The following is a 17,401-nucleotide window of genomic DNA, read 5'->3' on the forward strand; positions in this document are numbered from 1 at the left end:
ACTTGGCCCAATCCATCAGACGCGCACTCCGTCGAGGCCACGCGCCATGCGGCGCTCCAGCGTGCGCACACCCCAGGAGATGATCAGCGCGAGAGAGAAATAGATGACCATCGCGGACAGGAACGGCGTCAACGTGCTGCCGGTCTGCGAGCGCACCACCTGCGCCTGGAAAGTGAGGTCTGCGAGCGAGATAAGCGACACGACCGATGTTGCCTTGAGCAACTCGATTGCGTTGTTGCCGAAGGTCGGCAGCATGACGAGCAGTGCCTGCGGCAGGATGACATGGCGCATGCCTTGCCAACGGCCGAGGTTGAGCGCCGTGCAGGCTTCGTATTGCTCGCGACCGACGGACAGAATGGCGCCGCGCACCACCTCCGCCCCGTAAGCGCCGACATTGAGCCCCAGCGCCAGTACGCCGGCTTGCAGCGGCGTCAACGACAAGCCGGCAAAGGGCAGCACGAAATAGGCCCAGAACAACTGCACGAAGATCGAGGTGCCGCGGAAGAATTCGATATAGGTCGTGGCAATGGCCCGCACGACGAAGAAGCGCGACAGGCGGCCCATGCCGGCAAGGAAGGCCATGATCAGCGCAAGCACCGACCCCATCAGCGTCAGCTCGATGGTGACAAGCGCCCCTTGCAATATCAGGCCGAAATAGCCGGGCCACTGGGTCATGAATTAGAGGTTTCCAACGTTTGCTCTTGGCCCGTCTTCCCGTCCAGGGGAGACAAGCCGGTTCCCCCTCCGTAGCTGCAGCGCAACTGCGGAGGACGGGCAGATGATGGGCAACGCGAACTTGCAAAAGTTTGGCACCGCCCCTCACCCGCCCCTTCGGGCCACCCTCTCCCCGCGAGCAGGGAGAAGGAAGGAAGGAGCTACTTCGCCGTGCAGAGCTTCTCACGCGTCGTCGACATCGCGGCCGCTGCCGAGAAGCCGTAGGGTTCGATGATCTTGGCGAACTCGCCGGACTTCTTCATCTTGGCGAGTTCGACGTCATAGGCATCGCGCAACGCCTCGTCGCCTTTCTTGAACGCGGCGCCGTCGCAGTAGACTGGAGCACCGACCACCGGCGCGATCACTTCGAGGTTCGGATCGCTAGCCTTCTTGAGCAGGTCGTTGATCGACAGCACGGGCAGCGAATAGGCGTCGATACGGCCGTCCTGCACCATCTTCAGGCCGCTCTGGCCATCCGGCACGACGATGACGCGATCGCGCGGCACGCCGGCGTTGAGCGCCAGCTTCTCTTCGGTGCCACCACCCGGCGCGCCGACAGTCGCCGAGGTATCCTTGGCGATGTCCTCGTAGCTCTTAAAACCCTTCGGGTTGCCCTTCTTCACCAGCAGCGCCTCTGCATCGCACAGCACCGGTTCGGAATAGACGACGGCCGCGCAACGCTCCGGCTTCATGAACAGGCCGGCGGTGACCACGTCGAAGCGGCCGGCCTGGAGGCCTGGGATCATCGCGCCATATTCGGAGATCGAGGCTACGACATCGGCGACGCCCAGCCGTTTGAAGATCTCGCGCGCCACATCAGGCGCCGCGCCCGAAACCTTGCCGTCGGCGGCCACCGCCGTATAGGGCGGCTCATTGGCGATGGCGAGGCGGGCAAAGCCCTGCGACTTCAATTTCTCGAGCTTGCTGTCATCCGCCGAACCGGCGCTCGTGGCGGCGAGCATGGCGGTCAGTGCGAGGCCGGCGACACCAGCCAGAATGCCAAGTTTCTTCATTGTTCCCAACTCCTTGTTTCTGTTTTTGGCATGCTTGGTTCGGGACGGCCGTTGGCCGTCCGTGGACAACTACGTCGCCCGTTTGCATTGCGGTCAGATACGATGTCCTGCTGCGATGATCTTCTTCAGGAAACTCTGCGTTCTCTCCTGTTTGGGATGGCGGAAAATCTCGTCGGGCTTGCCTTCCTCGACGATCCGGCCACGGTCGAAGAACAGCACGCGGTCGGCGAAGTCGTGGGCGAAGCCCATCTCGTGGGTGACGAGAAGCATCGTCATATCGGTTTCGGCGGCGAGCTTGCGCATGACGTTGAGCACCTCCTCGACCAGTTCCGGGTCGAGCGCTGAGGTGACCTCGTCGAACAGCATGATCTTGGGCGACAGCGCCAGCGCCCGCGCAATCGCCACGCGCTGCTTCTGGCCGCCGGAAAGCTGCGCCGGCATCGCCTTCGCCTTGTCGGCAAGGCCAACCATATCGAGCAGTTCCATCGCCCGCTTCTCGGCGGCGGCGCGCGCAACGCCCTTGGTCAGCATCGGTGCCAGGGTGACGTTGTCCATGACACATTTGTGCGGAAACAGATTGAAGAGCTGGAAGACCATGCCGATCTTCTGGCGCATTTTTGCCAGATGCCGCTCGTTGGCCGGCAGCAGCTGCCCGTTGCGCTCCATGTGGTAGAGCTGCTCGCCGTCGACCTCGATGTGGCCGCCGTCGATCTTCTCCAGCGTCATCAGGATGCGCAGGATCGTCGTCTTGCCGGAGCCGGACGGGCCGATCAGCGCCAGTTTCTCGCCGGGCATGACCTGCATCGACAGGCCGTCTAGCACCTTGAAGGCACCGAAGCTCTTCGAAATCGCGTCAACCTTGATAGTGGGCGTGGGCAATCTGTTTTCCCCATTCTGGAGAATGCTATGCCCTTAACGATGCGAAACACACCAAATCATGTCAATTGGGAAAATAATATCATGACAATATTTTCCGATGCGGCACAATTTCAGGGTAATCTGCGCTCTGCTTTTGCATCAGATGGCGAGCAGCAAATGCTCCGGATCGCCACGCAAAAGCTTGGCAACAACGCCGAGGCCTGCGCGCAGTTCCCCCTCGGTGGTCGATCCGAGTGAGATGCGTACGGCCGGACGCCACGGCGTGTCGGCGATGCGGAACGAAGTACCCGGTGCGATCGCCACGCCGCGTAAGCGCGCCTGCGACACAAAGCTCTCCTCCGCATGGTCGCCCGGCAACTCGAGCCACAGATGCAGCCCGTCGCGATGGGCGCGATACTCGACCCCCGCCAGCATTTCAGCCGCTATCTCCTGGCGCTGCCTCAATGCCCCACGCTGCCAATTGACCAGCTCCAGCGCCGTGCCGTCGCTCACCCAACGAGTTGCGATCTCCGCCACCATCGGCGTCGCCATCCAGTTAGAGACAAGGTGACGGTTGGCGACGGCCGCGACATAGCGGTCGGGCACGGCGAGGTAGCCGATGCGCAGGCCGGGCACGGTAATCTTGGTGAAGGAGGTGACGAAAAGCGTGCGTTCGGGCGCGAAGGCCGCGACCGCGGGCGGCCGACCTTCGACCAACGGCCCGAGCACATCGTTCTCGATGATGGCGATGTCGTGCTTGCGGGCAACGGCCGCGATCTGCTCGCGACGCGTAGCATCCATCAACGTCGCCGTCGGATTGATGACCGAAGGCTGCACGAAAACGCCGCGAATGTCGGAGAGGCGGCAGGCCTCGTCGAGCGCCTCGGGGATCAGCCCATTGCCGTCGATCGGCAGGCCTTCAAGGTTGAAGCCGAGATAGCGGGCAAGCGGGATCAGCGTGTGGTGGCCTATCGCCTCCGTGGCGACGGTAGAGCCAGGCGGCGCCACGCTCATCAGCGCCACCGTCATGCCGGCGGTGGCGCCGTTGGTGAGGCTAATGTTCTGGGGCGAGGCCTCAAGGCCGCAGAGCTTTAGCCAGTCGACCGCGACCGCGCGGTGGCGCGGAAACACCATGTTCGGCCGGAACGACAGCGCCGAACTCGCCGGCAAATTCTCGGCCAGCCAACCCAGCGCCTGCTTCAGCTTCTCCAGATGCATCGGCTCGCAGACCGGCTTCAGGATGGAAAGGTCGATGACTTCGCCCAGGCGCTCCGGGATGTAGGGCGGTTCGGGCTCGCGGTGTTGCGTCTGCACGAAACTGCCGCGGCCGACTTCGCCGGAAATCAGCCCTCGGCGGATCAATTCCTCATAGGCGCGACTGACGGTCTGCACGGAAAGTTTCAGATCGTCGGCAAGGTGGCGATGCGTCGGCAATTGCGCGCCATTGGCGAGCCGTCCGTCATGGATGGCGCGCGCGATCTGGTCGGCCAGCGAGAGATAGGCCGGACGGCGGATGAGAGCTGGATCTGGTTGCCACAATGTCATGACTTAATAGAGATCGAAATCAGTGCAATTGACAATCGAAATGTTGCGCCCTCATGGTGGCGCGAACGAAAGGCGGAACCCCGCATGGCGGTATCGAAACTTGACCCGATCGACCTCAGGATTCTCGACGCCATCCAGCGCGACGGGCGCATCACCAAGCTGGCGCTCGCGGAGAAGGTCGGTCTGTCGCCGACGCCGTGCTGGATGCGGCTGCGCAAGCTGGAGAAAGCCGGCATCGTGACCGGCTACCACGCTTCCGTGGCCATGCGCGCTATCGCGCCAGTGGCGACGGTGCTGATGGAGGTCACCCTGGCCAATCATCGCCAGGCGGACTTCGACCGTTTCGAACGCGTCGTGCGCGATGTTCCAGAAATCGTCGCCTGCTGGTCGGTCGGCGGCGGCGTTGACTACGTGCTGAAAGTCATGGCGCGCGACATCGATGCCTATCAGCGGCTGGTCGACAGCCTGCTCGAACGCGAGATCGGAATCGATCGCTACTTCACCTACATCGTCACCAAGACGGTCAAGGACGAGACCGTGCTGCCGGTGACCGACCTGCTGCCGTAACAGGGCTGGCAGGCGGAGAGATTGTCTACCGCTCGACACCAATAGAGAGAATCTCTCTACCGACAGGCGTCGAAACAGTCTCACTCTTTGCCCGGCACGGCTGATGCTTCGGCATCGAATGGAGACGCCGATGTCCGCGCATTTCGCTCGCCCGCACCGCCACGAAGCACTCGACCGGCTTGCCGATCGCCGCTTGCTACGCGATCTCGGCTATGTCGACGGCCACTGGACCGCGGGCGAAGCGGCCGCGAGTTTCGAGGTCACGGATCCGGCGACAGGCTCCACCGTGGCCTTCGTCGCAGCGCTTGACGCAGGGCAGACGACGGAAGCAGTCGACGCGGCCACCCGTGCCCTGCCCGCGTGGCGCACGGCGCTGCCGCAGGAGCGCGCCAAAATCCTGCGAAAATGGTTCAACCTGATCATCGCCGCAAAGGACGATCTGGCACTGCTGATGACGCTGGAACAGGGCAAGCCGCTGAAGGAGGCGCTTGGCGAGATCGACTATGCCGCGTCCTTCGTCGAGTGGTACGCTGAAGAAGCCAAGCGTCTCAATACCGAGAGCGTCACCAGCCATCTGCCGAATGCTCAGATGACGGTACACCGCGAACCGCTCGGCGTTGTCGGCATCGTCACGCCATGGAATTTCCCGTCGGCCATGCTCACCCGCAAGGCCGCCGCCGCTTTAGCCGCCGGCTGCACGGTGGTGGCGCATCCGTCCTCCGAAACGCCGCTCTCGGCGCTCGCTCTGGCCGAACTCGGCGAACGCGCCGGGCTGCCGGCGGGTGTTTTCAACGTCGTGATCGGCGACGCCCGCACGATTGTCAGCGCGATGTGTACCGATGCAAGGGTGCGCGCCATGAGCTTTACCGGCTCGACCGAAGTCGGCCGGCTGATCGCCGCGCAGAGCGCGCCAACGATGAAACGGCTGGTCATGGAACTCGGCGGCCATGCACCGCTGATCGTCTTCGACGACGCCGATATCGAGAAGGCGGTGGCGATTGCGCTCGACGCCAAATTCGCCACATCTGGCCAGGATTGCCTCGCCGCCAATCGCATCTATGTGCAGCGCCCGATCTACGACCGCTTTTGCGCCGCTTTTGCCCGCCGCGTCGAACAGCTTCGCACCGGCAACGGGCTCTCCGGCGATGTCGAGATCGGGCCGCTAATGCATGAACGTGCCGTCAAGAAGCTGGAAGAGCAGGTCGCCGACGCAATCGCTCGAGGCGCGCGCTGCCTGACCGGTGGCAAGCGCCATGCGGCGGGCCTGCTGTTTTACCAGCCGACGCTGTTGGTCGATGTCCCCGACGAGGCGCTGATCATGAAGGAGGAAACCTTCGGTCCGGTCGCCGCGGTGACGCTGTTCGACGATGAGGCGGAGGTTGTCGCTCGCGCCAACGCCAGCGAATATGGCCTCGTCGCCTATGTCGTGACCGAGAACGGCGCCCGGCAGGCGCGCCTGGGCCGCGCCCTGGAATACGGCATGGTTGCCATCAACCGTGTCAAGATCACCGGTGCGCCGATCCCCTTCGGCGGCGTCAAGCAGTCCGGCATCGGCCGCGAAGGCTCGCGCCACGGCCTCGAAGCCTTCACCGATCTCAAATACCTTTGCTTGGACATGACCTAAGGCCATTCCGGAAATTTCAGGAGTCAAAAAATGCTCGAACAGTCCAACGAACTCTCAGCCTGGGATCGCGACCACTTCTTCCATCCTTCGACGCATATGGGCACGCATGCGCGCGGCGAGTCGCCGGCGCGCATCATGGCCGGCGGCGAAGGCGTGACCGTTTGGGACAACACCGGCAAGAAGAGCATCGACGCCTTTGCCGGCCTCTATTGCGTCAATGTCGGCTACGGCCGCCAGAAGATCGCCGACGCCATAGCGAACCAAGCCAGGAACCTCGCCTATTACCACGCCTATGTCGGGCACGGCACCGAGGCATCGATCACCTTGGCCAAGATGATCATCGACCGCGCGCCGAAAGGCATGTCGAGGGTCTATTTCGGCCTCTCCGGTTCCGACGCCAATGAGACCAACATCAAGCTGATCTGGTACTACAACAACGTTCTGGGACGCCCCGAAAAGAAAAAGATCATCTCGCGCTGGCGCGGCTATCACGGCTCCGGCGTGATGACGGGATCGCTGACCGGCCTTGAGTTGTTCCACAACGCTTTCGACCTGCCGCGGGCGCCGATCCTGCACACCGAGGCACCGTATTATTTCCGTCGCGCCGACCGTTCGATGAGCGAGGAGCAGTTCTCGCAACATTGCGCCGACAAGCTGGAGGAGATGATCCTCGCCGAAGGCCCGGACACGGTCGCAGCCTTCATCGGCGAACCGATCCTCGGCACCGGCGGCATCGTGCCGCCGCCGGCCGGCTATTGGGAAAAGATCCAGGCCGTGCTGACCAAATATGACGTGCTGCTCATCGCCGACGAGGTGGTGACCGGCTTCGGCCGTCTCGGCACCATGTTCGGTTCCGACCACTACGGCATCAAGCCGGACCTGATCACCATCGCCAAGGGCCTGACCTCGGCTTATGCGCCGCTCTCCGGCGTGATCGTCGCCGACAAGGTCTGGCGGGTGCTGGTCAACGGTTCCGACAGGCTCGGTTCGCTGGGCCATGGCTGGACCTATTCGGCACATCCTATCTGCGTTGCCGCAGGCGTGGCCAATCTCGAACTGATCGATGAGATGGACCTAGCGCGGAATGCCAGCGAGACCGGTGCCTATTTTCGTGCCGAACTTGCCAAGGCCGTTGGCGGCCACAAACACGTCGGCGAGGTGCGCGGCGACGGCATGCTGGCAGCAGTGGAGTTCGTCAAGGATCGCGACGACCACGTCCTCTTCGACCCGGCGCTCAAGGTCGGACCGCAGATTGCCACGGCGCTTGCGGCCAATGGCGTCATCGGCCGCGCCATGCCGCAAGGTGACATCCTCGGCTTCGCTCCGCCACTCTGCCTGACACGCGAGGAGGCCGACACCATCGTCGCCAGGACCGCCGACGCGGTGAACAGCGTCTTCGCCAACATCTGAGAAGCGACATGACCGCCGTGCCCCGAACCATCCCCGCCACGATGGCCACAGTGCAACTTACTGGCCATGGCGGCCTGGAAAAGCTCGTCTACCGCACGGATGTAAAGGTGCCGGCACCGGCTGCAGGCGAGGTGCTGGTCAAGGTCAGCGTCTGTGGCATGAACAACCCCGACGCCCGGATGCGCCAGGGCGCCTATGGCACGGAGGAAGATGCCTGGGCGGTCTTGACCTGGCGCCGGCAAGGCAACACGCTGACCTTCCCGCGCATCCAGGGTACCGACATGGTGCGCACACCGTCGGCAAGGGCAAGGAGCAAGCGGTGCTCGGCATTGGCGCCGAGAGGGTGATCACGCGCGGCGTCACTGATCTGCCGGCCGCCGTCGATGAGGCGACTGGAGGCCCGCCGATCGACGTGGTTGCCGATCTTGTTGGCGGTGTCATCTTCAACAACCTGCTGCGCATCCTGCGCGCTGAAGGACGCTACACAACGGTAGGCGCTATTGTCGGTCCGGTCGTGCAACTCGACCTACGCACCGTGTATCTGAAGCAGTTGCAGTTGCTCGACTCGAGCCAAGGCACGCGAGCGGATTTCCGTCCCATCGTTCGCTATGTCGGGGCAAAGAACATCAAGCCTCTGGCCGGAGGGGTCTACAAGCTATCAGACTTCCACCGTGTCCAGACTGACTTCATGGCCAAGGGCTTTGTCGGCAAGCTTGTGGTGGCGCCGGACGCGATATGGGGCGATAGCTGAGGTCATTGACCTAGCGCGGCCAAGTCCTGCCGAGAGCAGCTGAATTAATTCTTAGTGGTGAAGCCCTACCACAACCGACATAATGTCTCACACCATCGCCACCTTCAGCGTGGCCGCCATTTATGTCCGTTTCTGGTTGCCGATAGCCCGGCGGAACGTCCGACGCGATGGCGCTTAGCTGCCATCGAACATGCAATAGAAATAGCGATCGAACTAAGCCGCAAGAATAGCGCTCACCATACGGGCGGTACGGGGTGCAAGCGTCAGCCCTATGTGGCCATGGCCGAAGGCAAGGATAACATCTCGCCCTCCCTTCGATGGCCGGATGACGGGAACGGAATCGGGCATGGACGGGCGGAAGCCGAGCCAGCTGCGGTCTGGTTCGCCAAGGGTCGGGAAAACCCGGCGAGCATTCGCAACCAGCGACTGCAGCAGCCGGGTGTTGGCCGGAGCAGCGATACCGCCGAGTTCCACCAGGCCGGCGACGCGCAGCCGGCCACGCATGGGGCACAAATAGAAGCCGTGTGCGGTCGGGCAGACCGGCCGTTCCACCGGCGGCTTCTCCATGTCGAACTCGATATGGTAGCCGCGCTCCGTGTCGAGGCGGACCGGATCGCCGATCTGGGCCGCCAGCCTTTGGGAATGTGCGCCTGCGGAGATGACCACGGCTCGCGCGCCGATCTCGAACGGCCCGGCCAGGATGCGGACCCCGGCGGACGCACGCGCGATCGTGTGCGCGCAAGCCGGCACGAATTCGACACCCGCCCTGCGGGCCGCCATCGAAAGACGGCGCATCGTCTCGCCCGGATCGACGAGATTGATCGCATCGGGAAAGAACAGGCCGCCGCCCTCGACAGGCGTCAGCCGGGGTTCCAGTCGCAGCACCTCGTCGGGCGAGAGCAGCTCCAGGGCAACGCCGTAGCTGCGGCGCAGCGCGATGTCTGTCGCGGCTGCCTGGAAAGCCTTGCGGGTCTGGTAAAGATAGAGGCAGCCTTCCGCCGAGAGCAGGTCCGATGCACCGATTTGCGCCGCGAACTCCCGCCATGCCGCCGGGGCGTCGGACAGGAGTTCCGCAATGCGGCGGGTGTTGTCACGGTAGCGGTGCGGCAGCGATTCATAGGCGAAGCGCGCCAGCCACGGAAACAGGGCGGGCAAGGCGGCGGCGCGGATCGACAGGGGGCTGTCCGCGTCGAACAGCAGCGGCAGCAGGTTGCGCAGGACCGAGGGCGTGCCCACCGGCAGGACCGCATAGTCCGCGATAGTGCCGGCATTGCCGTAGGAGGCACCGCTGCCCGGCTCGTTCGGCTCGATCACCACGACCTCGCGGCCGTCGGCGCGAAGCCGAAGCGCAATTGCCAGACCGATGACGCCGCCGCCGATCACGGCGACGTCGGTCGAAATCCTGCTCATCTGATTCATACCAGGTTGGGAGGGGGACGGCGCCACCACATGGCGCCGCCGGTTGTGGGGCCGACCGGTGCCGGCGTTCAGCCGGACGCTGCGTATTTGGCGACATAGGCGCGCGTGCGCGCCTCGCGTGGCCGGTCGAGCACATCCGCAGCAGTGCCTTGCTCGATGATCTTGCCGCCGTCGATGAAGACGACCCAGTCCGACACTTCCCGCGCGAAGGGCAGTTCGTGGGTGACCAGGATCATCGTCATGCCATCGGCGGCCAGTTCGCGCATGACCCGCAGCACCTCGCCGGTCGATTCCGGATCGAGCGCCGAGGTCGGCTCGTCGAACAAAAGGACAGTGGGCCCAAGCGCGAGCGCCCGGGCAATCGCCACGCGCTGCTGCTCGCCACCCGACATGCGCTCCGGATAGGCCGTCGCGCGATGTGCAAGGCCGACACGGGTGAGCAGGCGCACGGCACGCTCCACCGCCTCGCGCTCGCCGATCCCCGCAGCGTGCATCTGCGCGAGAACGACGTTCTCGACCGCTGTCAGATGCGGGAACAGGTTGAAGCGTTGGAACACCATGCCGACGCGTTGGCGCAGCTTGGCGAGGTCCTTGCATGTCACCGCCCCCCTGGCGCAGATCGCCTCGCCATTGACCTCGATGACGCCGTCGTCGGGCTGCTCAAGCAGGTTGACGCATCGCATCAGCGTCGTCTTGCCGCCGCCGCTCTGGCCGATGATGCTGACGATGCGGCCGCCCGGCACGTCGAGATCGATGCCGCCGAGCACCTGCCTGCCATCGAAGGACTTCTTGAGGCCGCGGATGGTGACGGCCGGCCTGGTGGCGGCCTCCGCTACGTTGACGATATGCTGTGTCATGCGGTTCCTCCCGCGAGCAAGGTCCTGGCCAGCCGTAACCGCCGCCGCCGCCCGCGCGACAGCGGTACGCCCGCCTGGATCGTCCGCTCCAGCCACAGCAGGCTTTGCGACAGCGGATAGCAGACCGCGAAATAGATGGCCGCGATGACGAGATAGACCTCCAGCGCCCGGAACGTCTCGGACGCGATCAGCTGCGCCTGCGTCATCAGTTCGGCCGCCGAGATCGTCACCAAGAGCGAGGTCGATTTGAGCAGGTCGACGAACATGGTGTTGGTGCCGGGTAATGCCAGCCGCAGCGCCTGTGGCAAGACGACATGGCCGAAGGTGGTGCCACGGCCAAGTCCCAGCGCCTGCGCCGCCTCGTTCTGGCCGGAATGGATGCCGGCGATGGCCGCGCGGAAGATCTCGGACAGATAGGCCGCGTAGAACAGGACGAGGCTGAGCACACCGGCGGCGAAGACGCTGAGTTTCACCCCGACCGACGGCAAGCCGAAATAGGTGACGAAGATGATCGCCAGCAGCGGGACGTTCTTGAAGACCTCCGTGTAGAGGGCGGCCGGCAGCCGGACCAGGCGCAGACGGTTGAGGCGCATCAACGCGAGCACCAGACCGAGAACCGCGGCACCGGCGAAGCTGGCGACTGTGTAGGCCAGGGTCCTGAGCAGACCCCAGCCGATATTGCCCGCGTAGTCGCTCCAGGGAACCTGGAGAAATCCGGTGAAGACATCGGAAGGGGACATTGTCCGGCCCTCCGCTCTTCAAGGGGCGATCGAGGGTGGCGACCAGTCCGCGGGACGATCGACGCCGCGGCGTTGAGCTGCCATCTCCGGCGAAGGAACCAGGAATTGCTTGGGGTCGCCGCCCCATTTGGTGATCAACGCCGAGAGCGAGCCATCCTTGTACATGGCGTCGATCTGGTCGGACACCGCCTTGGCCAGCTTGGGCGCCTCCTTCGGCAGGTAGAAGCCGGTCATGTAGGACTGGAAATACTGGTAGTCAGGATGGGCCTTGACCTCTTCGGCGGTCGGCGGCGTCAGGTATTCGACGCTGAACTTCATGTCCGGCCGCTGCTTCTGCTGGTAGACGATCAGCAACGGATCGAGGAAGCCGACATTCAGCCGACCCGACGCGAGGTCCTGGAAGACGCTGTCGGCCGAGGGATAGGTGTGCGGCGTAGCATTCGGCACCTGAGCGATCGATTTCGCCCAGACATAGCCGGTGACCGTGCCGAGGTCCTTGCCTTCCAGGCTCTTGACGTCCGGATATTTGTCGGAGCCCGCGACGGCCATGGCTGGCGGCGAATAATAGGGCGGGTCGGTGAACAGGCCGACCTTCTGGCGCGCATCCGACCAAGCGATACCGCCGATGGTGATGTCGGCGCGCCGCGACTGCACCGAGGCAAGCATGCCGGGAAAATCGGTGACGTTGACTTCCATCTTGAGGCCGAGCTTGTCGGCGACCGCGGCGAGGATATCGCTGTCCAGCCCGACCAGTCTGTCATCCTTCATCGCCGTATAAGGCATGTAGGGCTGGATGGTGACCTGGAGCACGCCGGGTTTCAGCGTTTCGAGATCCTCCGCTGAGGCCGGCTGAAACACGCCCAGCAATCCCATGCCGAAACCCAGCAAGGCAGCGAAACCTCCCTTGAGCGACGACGACGAAAATTTCCCCTTTTTCATGACCGATACCTCCCTGTCATCGTATCAATATATTTGTAATATATCGATCAGTATATTATACATATCCATTGTCAAGTGATTCTCGGCGATCGCTTCCCGGTACGGTGGAGACAAGGTGATGGACGCGCGGATGCGTGAGGGAGACGCTGATGAGGCCGGCACGACACTGGCCGAGCGCACCTACCTGCAACTGCGGGAGGACATCATCACGGTAAAGCTGGCGCCCGGCACGTTGCTGCGCGAAAGCGAGCTGATGCGGCGGCTCGACGTCGGTCGCACGCCGGTGCGCGAGGCGCTGCTGCGGCTGCAGCGCGACGGCTTCGTCGATGTCAACGGCCGCCGGGGCACCTCCGTCAGCACCATCGATATCAGTGATCTGTCGGCGATCTACGAAGCGCGCGCGACCATCGAGTCTTGGGCGACACGGCTGGCGGCGGAGCGTCTGCGCGAACCGGAACGCAGGGAGGCGCGGAAATTACTCGAGGAGCTCGCGGCTTTTTCGGATCGGCCAGAACCCGAGCCCCTGCTGGCGCTCGATCGTCGTATTCACCGCTTCATCTACCGCGCCGCCAAGAACCCCTATCTGTTCGACACGCTCGACCACTACCACAACCTGTCGCTGCGGATCCTGCATGTGGCGACGCGGCGATTCCCCGAGTTGATGTCCGGTCTCGACAAGGTCCTGCACGAGCAGACCCAGATGCTCGAAGCGGTCTGCCGCGGCGACGGCGAAACTGCCGAGCGCATCGCGCTGCATCACGTTCTGAGCTTTGAAGAGGACGTACGCAGGGTCATTTAGGTGCCAGTCGCGCTGACCACTCGAAGGCGCCTGCGATCAATCTGGAGACCGGAGTGCCCAATCGTGAACTCGGCGGGCACAACCGCTCCGCCATGCCTGCTTCCACGAGGCGCGAACTGAATTTCAACGACTGACATGAAGGCGCAAAGCAGCCGACCCAATCCCGGCTCACTTAAGTACGAGTGTCATTGTCAGAATAATTTTGTACCTAGATGCACCGAGTTTGCGGCTGTCCGCTGCAGGAGCAGTATCACACGGCCCCCAGCCACTCGCCGCTGCCGGTACATGCCGCCAGTGTGATCATGTCAATTGCCACAGCGGGTTGGCGGCTCATGTGATCTGACGAAACTGGTCCGCCTTTCCTGAAGTGGATAACCAGTTGCTTCCTAATATAGGCAGGCACCATCCAACGGATGGCTAGGTTGTATCGACCAGCCCCTTGCCATAGCAGTTGCGCTGGTTTCGCGAGGCGGTAACGGCTATGCTGGCAGCCAGCGAATTCGCTTTCGAAACTTATTGCCCTTCCTGACTTCATCGTGCCGCAGTCCAAAGGAGTCTGTTGCGATGGCGGGCCTGAATCCGATTGTGATCGAGAACCAGAAGACTGGTAACCCACAAAGCGAGTGGGACCTCGACGGACCGTCGTCCAGCAACATCCAGGGCTTTGCCACGACCATCAGCGTCAACGCGGGCGGCACCGTATCCCTCAAGATCAACACCGATTCGGCCAATTACAGGATCGCCATCTACCGGCTCGGATACTATGCGGGACTGGGCGCCCGGCTGATCACAACGATCCAGAAGACGACGGCTTCCGTACAGCCGGCGCCGGGCGGAACGCCGGCCATCGGCCTAGTCGATGCCAGCAATTGGGCGGTCACCGCCACATGGGCCGTTCCTTCGGATGCCGTTTCCGGCATCTATATCGCCAAGCTGGTGCGGCAGGACAGCACTGCAGGCGCCAGCCACATTCCGTTCATCGTGCGCAACGACGGCGTTCGGCGCGACATCGTCTTCCAGACCTCGGACACGACCTGGCACGCCTATAATGGCTGGGGCGGCGCCAATCTCTATGGCGGCAATGCCACAGCGAGTTCGGACGGCCGTGCCTACAAGGTCAGCTACAATCGGCCGTTCGTGACCCGCGACGGCATCGGCACCTATGCGGGGCCGCAGGATTTTGTGTTCAGCGCCGAATATGCGGCGATCCGCTGGCTCGAGCGCAACGGTTTCGACGTCGCCTACGTCTCCGGCGTCGATGTCGGCCCCGGCGCCTACCCGTTGACCAACTACAAGGTCTATATGTCGGTCGGCCACGACGAATACTGGTCCGGCGACCAGCGGGCCAATGTCGAGGCCGCGCGCGATGCCGGCGTCCATCTGATTTTCATCAGCGGCAATGAGGTCTATTGGAAAACGCGCTGGGAAGCGGACGCCAGCGGCGCCCCGAACCGGACACTGGTGACCTACAAGGAAACGCATGCCGTCGCCAAGATCGATCCTTCCAGCCAATGGACGGGAACGTGGCGCGATCCGAGCTTCACGCCGATCTCTGACGGCGGCCGACCGGAAAACGCGCTGACCGGGACCATTTTCCAGGTGGATTCGTTCCGGGCGGACACCATCACCATTCCCTACGGCCCATCCAAGTTCCGGTTCTGGCGCAACACCTCCGTAGCGGGCACCCAGTCCGGCCAGGTGGCCTCACTGGCGACAGGCATTCTGGGCTACGAATGGGATGAATCGCCGGACAACGGCTTTCGCCCACCGAGCCTGATCCACCTTTCTGCAACCACGCTTTCGGTCAACACCTATCTGCTGGACTACGGCAACACCGTCGGTCCGGCGCAGGCGACGCACAATCTTGCACTCTACCGCGCACCCAGCGGCGCGCTCGTTTTCGGGGCGGGCACCGTGTTCTGGTCGTTCGGCCTCGACACCGACCATGACTACGCCAATGACGGCCCCGTCACGGTCACGCCGGAAGATCCGAACGTCCAGCAGGCGACGGTCAATCTCTTAGCCGACATGGGCGTCCAGCCGCAGACCCTGCAGGGTAATCTGGTGACGGCATCGGCGTCGACGGACCTGACGCCGCCTGTCTCCACAATCTCGACGCCAGCGGCCGGCGCAAGCTTGGTCCAGCAGCAGGCTGTGACGGTCAGTGGCACTGCCTCAGATGCTGGCGGGTTGGTCGCGGTCGTGGAGGTCTCGACCGACGGCGGCGCGACCTGGCATCCCGCCACGGGCACCACCAATTGGACATTCACCTGGCAACCGCTGCTTCCCGGAAACTACACGATCACCGCGCGCGGGGTCGACGACAGCATGAATGTCGAGACGCCCGGCGCGGGCGTTTCCGTCACTGTCACGCCCGCTGCAACCGTCAGCCTGTTCACGCAGAAGGATGTGCCCTTCACCCTCAGCACCGACGATCACAACGCCCTGGAGATCGGGCTCCGCTTCAAGGCGACCACGGGCGGTACTGTGAGCGCCATCCGCTTCTACAAGAACCCGAGCAATGTCGGCGCGCATATTGGCCATCTCTGGAGTTCGACGGGGACGCTGCTGGCGGCAGCCAGCTTTTCCAATGAGACGGCCAGCGGCTGGCAGCAGGCGAACCTGACGACAGCCGTCACGCTGACCGTGGGAGCCACCTATGTCGTCTCCTATTCCTCCAACGGCTTCTATTCGGTCGACTACAACTATTTCTATCGCCAGCGCAGCATTGGGTCGCTGGTCGCGCCCTCTGGGCTGAGCGTGGGAAACGGCGTGTTCGTTTACGGTTCTGCCGGCTCGTTCCCCTCGAGCTCCTTCCTCAATTCCAATTATTGGGTCGATGTCGTCTTCAACCGCGCCGGCGGGGCTGGAAATCTTCCGCCGACCGCCAACAACGACAGCGGATTCGTCACCACGGAGAACACCGCGCTTGCCATTCCGGCATCGTCCTTGCTTGCGAACGACACCGACCCCAACGGCTACACGCTTTCGGTGACTGGTGTCAGCAGCCCGACCAACGGCACGGTTGCCTACAATGCCGGAACCCAGATCGCGACCTTCACGCCGACGACGAACTATGTCGGCGATGCCGGCTTCGTCTACTCGATCACCAATGGACATGGGGGCACGGCCTCGGCGAATGTGGCATTGGCCGTCAACCCGAGCGGACAGACCACGGTCAGTCTGTTCAGTATATCCGACGTCCCGGCAACTGTGACGGAGAACGACAACAACGCCGTTGAATTGGGCGTCCAGTTCCAATCGTCCGCGGCCGGACAGGTGACCGGCATCCTCTTCTATAAGGGGCCGCAGAACACCGGGACCCACATCGCCAATCTCTGGACCGCGAGCGGAACCCTTCTCGCCACCGCCACCTTCGTCAATGAGACGGCAAGCGGCTGGCAAGTGGTAACCTTTCCGGCGGTCGCGATTTCCGCGAACACGGTCTATGTTGCGTCCTATCACACGCAGACCGGATATTATTCCGCAAACAGCGGCTACTTCTCGACCGCGCATGTGAGCGGGGTCCTGACAGCACCGGCGACCGGCCCTGTCGGCGGCAATGGCCTCTACGCCTATGGCGCGAGCAGCGCCTTCCCCACGAGCAGCTACAACGCGACCAACTACTGGGTCGACGTCGTCTTCCAGCCGACCAGCCAGAGCACCTACAGCCTCTTCAGCCTCAACGACACACCGGCCACGGTAACGCAAAACGATCCGAATGCCGTTGAACTTGGGGTCAAGTTCCAGAGCAGCAGTGCCGTCCAGGCTCTCGGCATCCGCTTCTACAAGGGACCGCAAAACACCGGCCCCCACGTTGCCAATTTGTGGAGCAGCACGGGAACGCTGCTGGCAACTGCCACTTTTGCCGGCGAAACGGCAAGCGGTTGGCAGACCGTGACCTTTGCCTCGCCCGTTCCGCTGACCGCGAACACGATCTATGTGGCGTCATATCACACCACGACGGGCTACTATTCCGCCACGTCCGCCTACTTCACCACCGGCCATACCAGCGCGATGCTGCTCGCACCGGACAGCGCGAGCGCCGGCGGCAACGGGGTCTACATCTATGGCGCCAGCGCTTTCCCGACGAGCAGCTACAATTCCACCAATTATTGGGTTGATGTGATCGTCAGCAACAGTTCGGGAGCGCCAGTTGTATAGA

At 63.3% G+C, this 17,401-nt stretch carries 13 protein-coding genes and 1 pseudogene; 6 read left to right on the forward strand and 8 right to left on the reverse strand.

Translation table 11 applies throughout. The features are described 5' to 3' along the window. Positions 1 to 15: 15 nt before the first annotated feature. The 4 genes from ehuC to QFZ88_RS07625 all read right to left on the reverse strand — a co-directional run bounded on the left by ehuC (position 16) and on the right by QFZ88_RS07625 (position 4,130). Positions 16 to 675 (reverse strand): ectoine/hydroxyectoine ABC transporter permease subunit EhuC, encoded by a 660-nt coding sequence (gene ehuC, locus QFZ88_RS07610; protein WP_024925642.1) that lies wholly within the window; start codon positions 673 to 675, stop codon positions 16 to 18. 200 nt (positions 676 to 875) lie between these two features. After that, on the reverse strand, positions 876 to 1,727 hold the full coding sequence (gene ehuB / locus QFZ88_RS07615; RefSeq protein ID WP_024925643.1) for an ectoine/hydroxyectoine ABC transporter substrate-binding protein EhuB: 852 nt from the start codon (positions 1,725 to 1,727) through the stop codon (positions 876 to 878). 93 nt (positions 1,728 to 1,820) lie between these two features. Then, a complete protein-coding gene (gene ehuA, locus QFZ88_RS07620) occupies positions 1,821 to 2,606 on the reverse strand; it encodes an ectoine/hydroxyectoine ABC transporter ATP-binding protein EhuA (protein WP_024925644.1) in 786 nt (261 codons plus the stop codon). Between the two features lie 138 nt (positions 2,607 to 2,744). Continuing rightward, positions 2,745 to 4,130, reverse strand: coding sequence for a PLP-dependent aminotransferase family protein (locus QFZ88_RS07625; RefSeq protein WP_024925645.1), 1,386 nt, complete (start codon positions 4,128 to 4,130; stop codon positions 2,745 to 2,747). 84 nt (positions 4,131 to 4,214) lie between these two features. Here QFZ88_RS07625 and QFZ88_RS07630 point away from each other — a divergent pair, with 84 nt between their 5' ends. From QFZ88_RS07630 to QFZ88_RS07645, 4 genes and pseudogenes are all read left to right on the forward strand, one after another. Next, entirely contained in the window at positions 4,215 to 4,697 is a 483-nt protein-coding gene (locus tag QFZ88_RS07630) for an Lrp/AsnC family transcriptional regulator (RefSeq protein WP_036254440.1), read from the forward strand. Positions 4,698 to 4,827: 130 nt separating this feature from the next. Beyond that, positions 4,828 to 6,321 (forward strand): NAD-dependent succinate-semialdehyde dehydrogenase, encoded by a 1,494-nt coding sequence (locus tag QFZ88_RS07635; RefSeq protein ID WP_024925646.1) that lies wholly within the window; start codon positions 4,828 to 4,830, stop codon positions 6,319 to 6,321. Between the two features lie 30 nt (positions 6,322 to 6,351). Next, positions 6,352 to 7,731 (forward strand): aspartate aminotransferase family protein, encoded by a 1,380-nt coding sequence (locus tag QFZ88_RS07640; protein ID WP_024925647.1) that lies wholly within the window; start codon positions 6,352 to 6,354, stop codon positions 7,729 to 7,731. Between the two features lie 8 nt (positions 7,732 to 7,739). Beyond that, a pseudogene (locus tag QFZ88_RS07645) lies at positions 7,740 to 8,482 on the forward strand (zinc-binding dehydrogenase). A 213-nt stretch (positions 8,483 to 8,695) separates the two neighbouring features. Here QFZ88_RS07645 and QFZ88_RS07650 read toward each other — a convergent pair. From QFZ88_RS07650 to QFZ88_RS07665, 4 genes are all read right to left on the reverse strand, one after another. Then, positions 8,696 to 9,892, reverse strand: a complete 1,197-nt coding sequence (locus QFZ88_RS07650) for an NAD(P)/FAD-dependent oxidoreductase (RefSeq protein ID WP_024925648.1) — start codon at positions 9,890 to 9,892, stop codon at positions 8,696 to 8,698. Between the two features lie 77 nt (positions 9,893 to 9,969). Beyond that, positions 9,970 to 10,758 (reverse strand): amino acid ABC transporter ATP-binding protein, encoded by a 789-nt coding sequence (locus QFZ88_RS07655; RefSeq protein WP_024925649.1) that lies wholly within the window; start codon positions 10,756 to 10,758, stop codon positions 9,970 to 9,972. After that, positions 10,755 to 11,498: an amino acid ABC transporter permease gene (locus tag QFZ88_RS07660; protein ID WP_024925650.1), complete on the reverse strand. Its 744-nt coding sequence runs from the start codon at positions 11,496 to 11,498 to the stop codon at positions 10,755 to 10,757. Before QFZ88_RS07660 ends, QFZ88_RS07655 begins: the two co-directional genes overlap by 4 nt. Before the next feature lie 18 nt (positions 11,499 to 11,516). Then, positions 11,517 to 12,437: a substrate-binding periplasmic protein gene (locus QFZ88_RS07665; RefSeq protein WP_024925651.1), complete on the reverse strand. Its 921-nt coding sequence runs from the start codon at positions 12,435 to 12,437 to the stop codon at positions 11,517 to 11,519. A 118-nt stretch (positions 12,438 to 12,555) separates the two neighbouring features. Between QFZ88_RS07665 and QFZ88_RS07670 the strand changes: the two genes are divergently transcribed. Continuing rightward, positions 12,556 to 13,236, forward strand: a complete 681-nt coding sequence (locus tag QFZ88_RS07670; RefSeq protein ID WP_024925652.1) for a GntR family transcriptional regulator — start codon at positions 12,556 to 12,558, stop codon at positions 13,234 to 13,236. 564 nt (positions 13,237 to 13,800) lie between these two features. After that, the gene (locus QFZ88_RS07675) at positions 13,801 to 17,400 is read left to right on the forward strand and encodes a DUF4082 domain-containing protein (RefSeq protein ID WP_024925653.1); all 3,600 of its coding nucleotides are present in this window, start codon (positions 13,801 to 13,803) and stop codon (positions 17,398 to 17,400) included. Position 17,401 lies beyond the last annotated feature (1 nt).

Source organism: Mesorhizobium sp. YL-MeA3-2017 (assembly GCF_030814575.1).
Taxonomy (GTDB): domain Bacteria; phylum Pseudomonadota; class Alphaproteobacteria; order Rhizobiales; family Rhizobiaceae; genus Mesorhizobium; species Mesorhizobium terrae.

What these genes read in the sequence shown, in the direction of transcription:
- QFZ88_RS07640 (WP_024925647.1), top strand. Translation starts at nt 6,352, where the DNA reads ATGCTCGAACAGTCCAACGAACTCTCAGCCTGGGATCGCGACCACTTC.
- QFZ88_RS07655 (WP_024925649.1), bottom strand. Translation starts at nt 10,758, where the DNA reads ATGACACAGCATATCGTCAACGTAGCGGAGGCCGCCACCAGGCCGGCC.
- QFZ88_RS07630 (WP_036254440.1), top strand. Translation starts at nt 4,215, where the DNA reads ATGGCGGTATCGAAACTTGACCCGATCGACCTCAGGATTCTCGACGCC.
- QFZ88_RS07660 (WP_024925650.1), bottom strand. Translation starts at nt 11,498, where the DNA reads ATGTCCCCTTCCGATGTCTTCACCGGATTTCTCCAGGTTCCCTGGAGC.
- QFZ88_RS07670 (WP_024925652.1), top strand. Translation starts at nt 12,556, where the DNA reads ATGGACGCGCGGATGCGTGAGGGAGACGCTGATGAGGCCGGCACGACA.
- QFZ88_RS07650 (WP_024925648.1), bottom strand. Translation starts at nt 9,892, where the DNA reads ATGAGCAGGATTTCGACCGACGTCGCCGTGATCGGCGGCGGCGTCATC.
- ehuB (WP_024925643.1), bottom strand. Translation starts at nt 1,727, where the DNA reads ATGAAGAAACTTGGCATTCTGGCTGGTGTCGCCGGCCTCGCACTGACC.
- QFZ88_RS07665 (WP_024925651.1), bottom strand. Translation starts at nt 12,437, where the DNA reads ATGAAAAAGGGGAAATTTTCGTCGTCGTCGCTCAAGGGAGGTTTCGCT.
- QFZ88_RS07675 (WP_024925653.1), top strand. Translation starts at nt 13,801, where the DNA reads ATGGCGGGCCTGAATCCGATTGTGATCGAGAACCAGAAGACTGGTAAC.
- QFZ88_RS07635 (WP_024925646.1), top strand. Translation starts at nt 4,828, where the DNA reads ATGTCCGCGCATTTCGCTCGCCCGCACCGCCACGAAGCACTCGACCGG.
- ehuC (WP_024925642.1), bottom strand. Translation starts at nt 675, where the DNA reads ATGACCCAGTGGCCCGGCTATTTCGGCCTGATATTGCAAGGGGCGCTT.
- QFZ88_RS07625 (WP_024925645.1), bottom strand. Translation starts at nt 4,130, where the DNA reads ATGACATTGTGGCAACCAGATCCAGCTCTCATCCGCCGTCCGGCCTAT.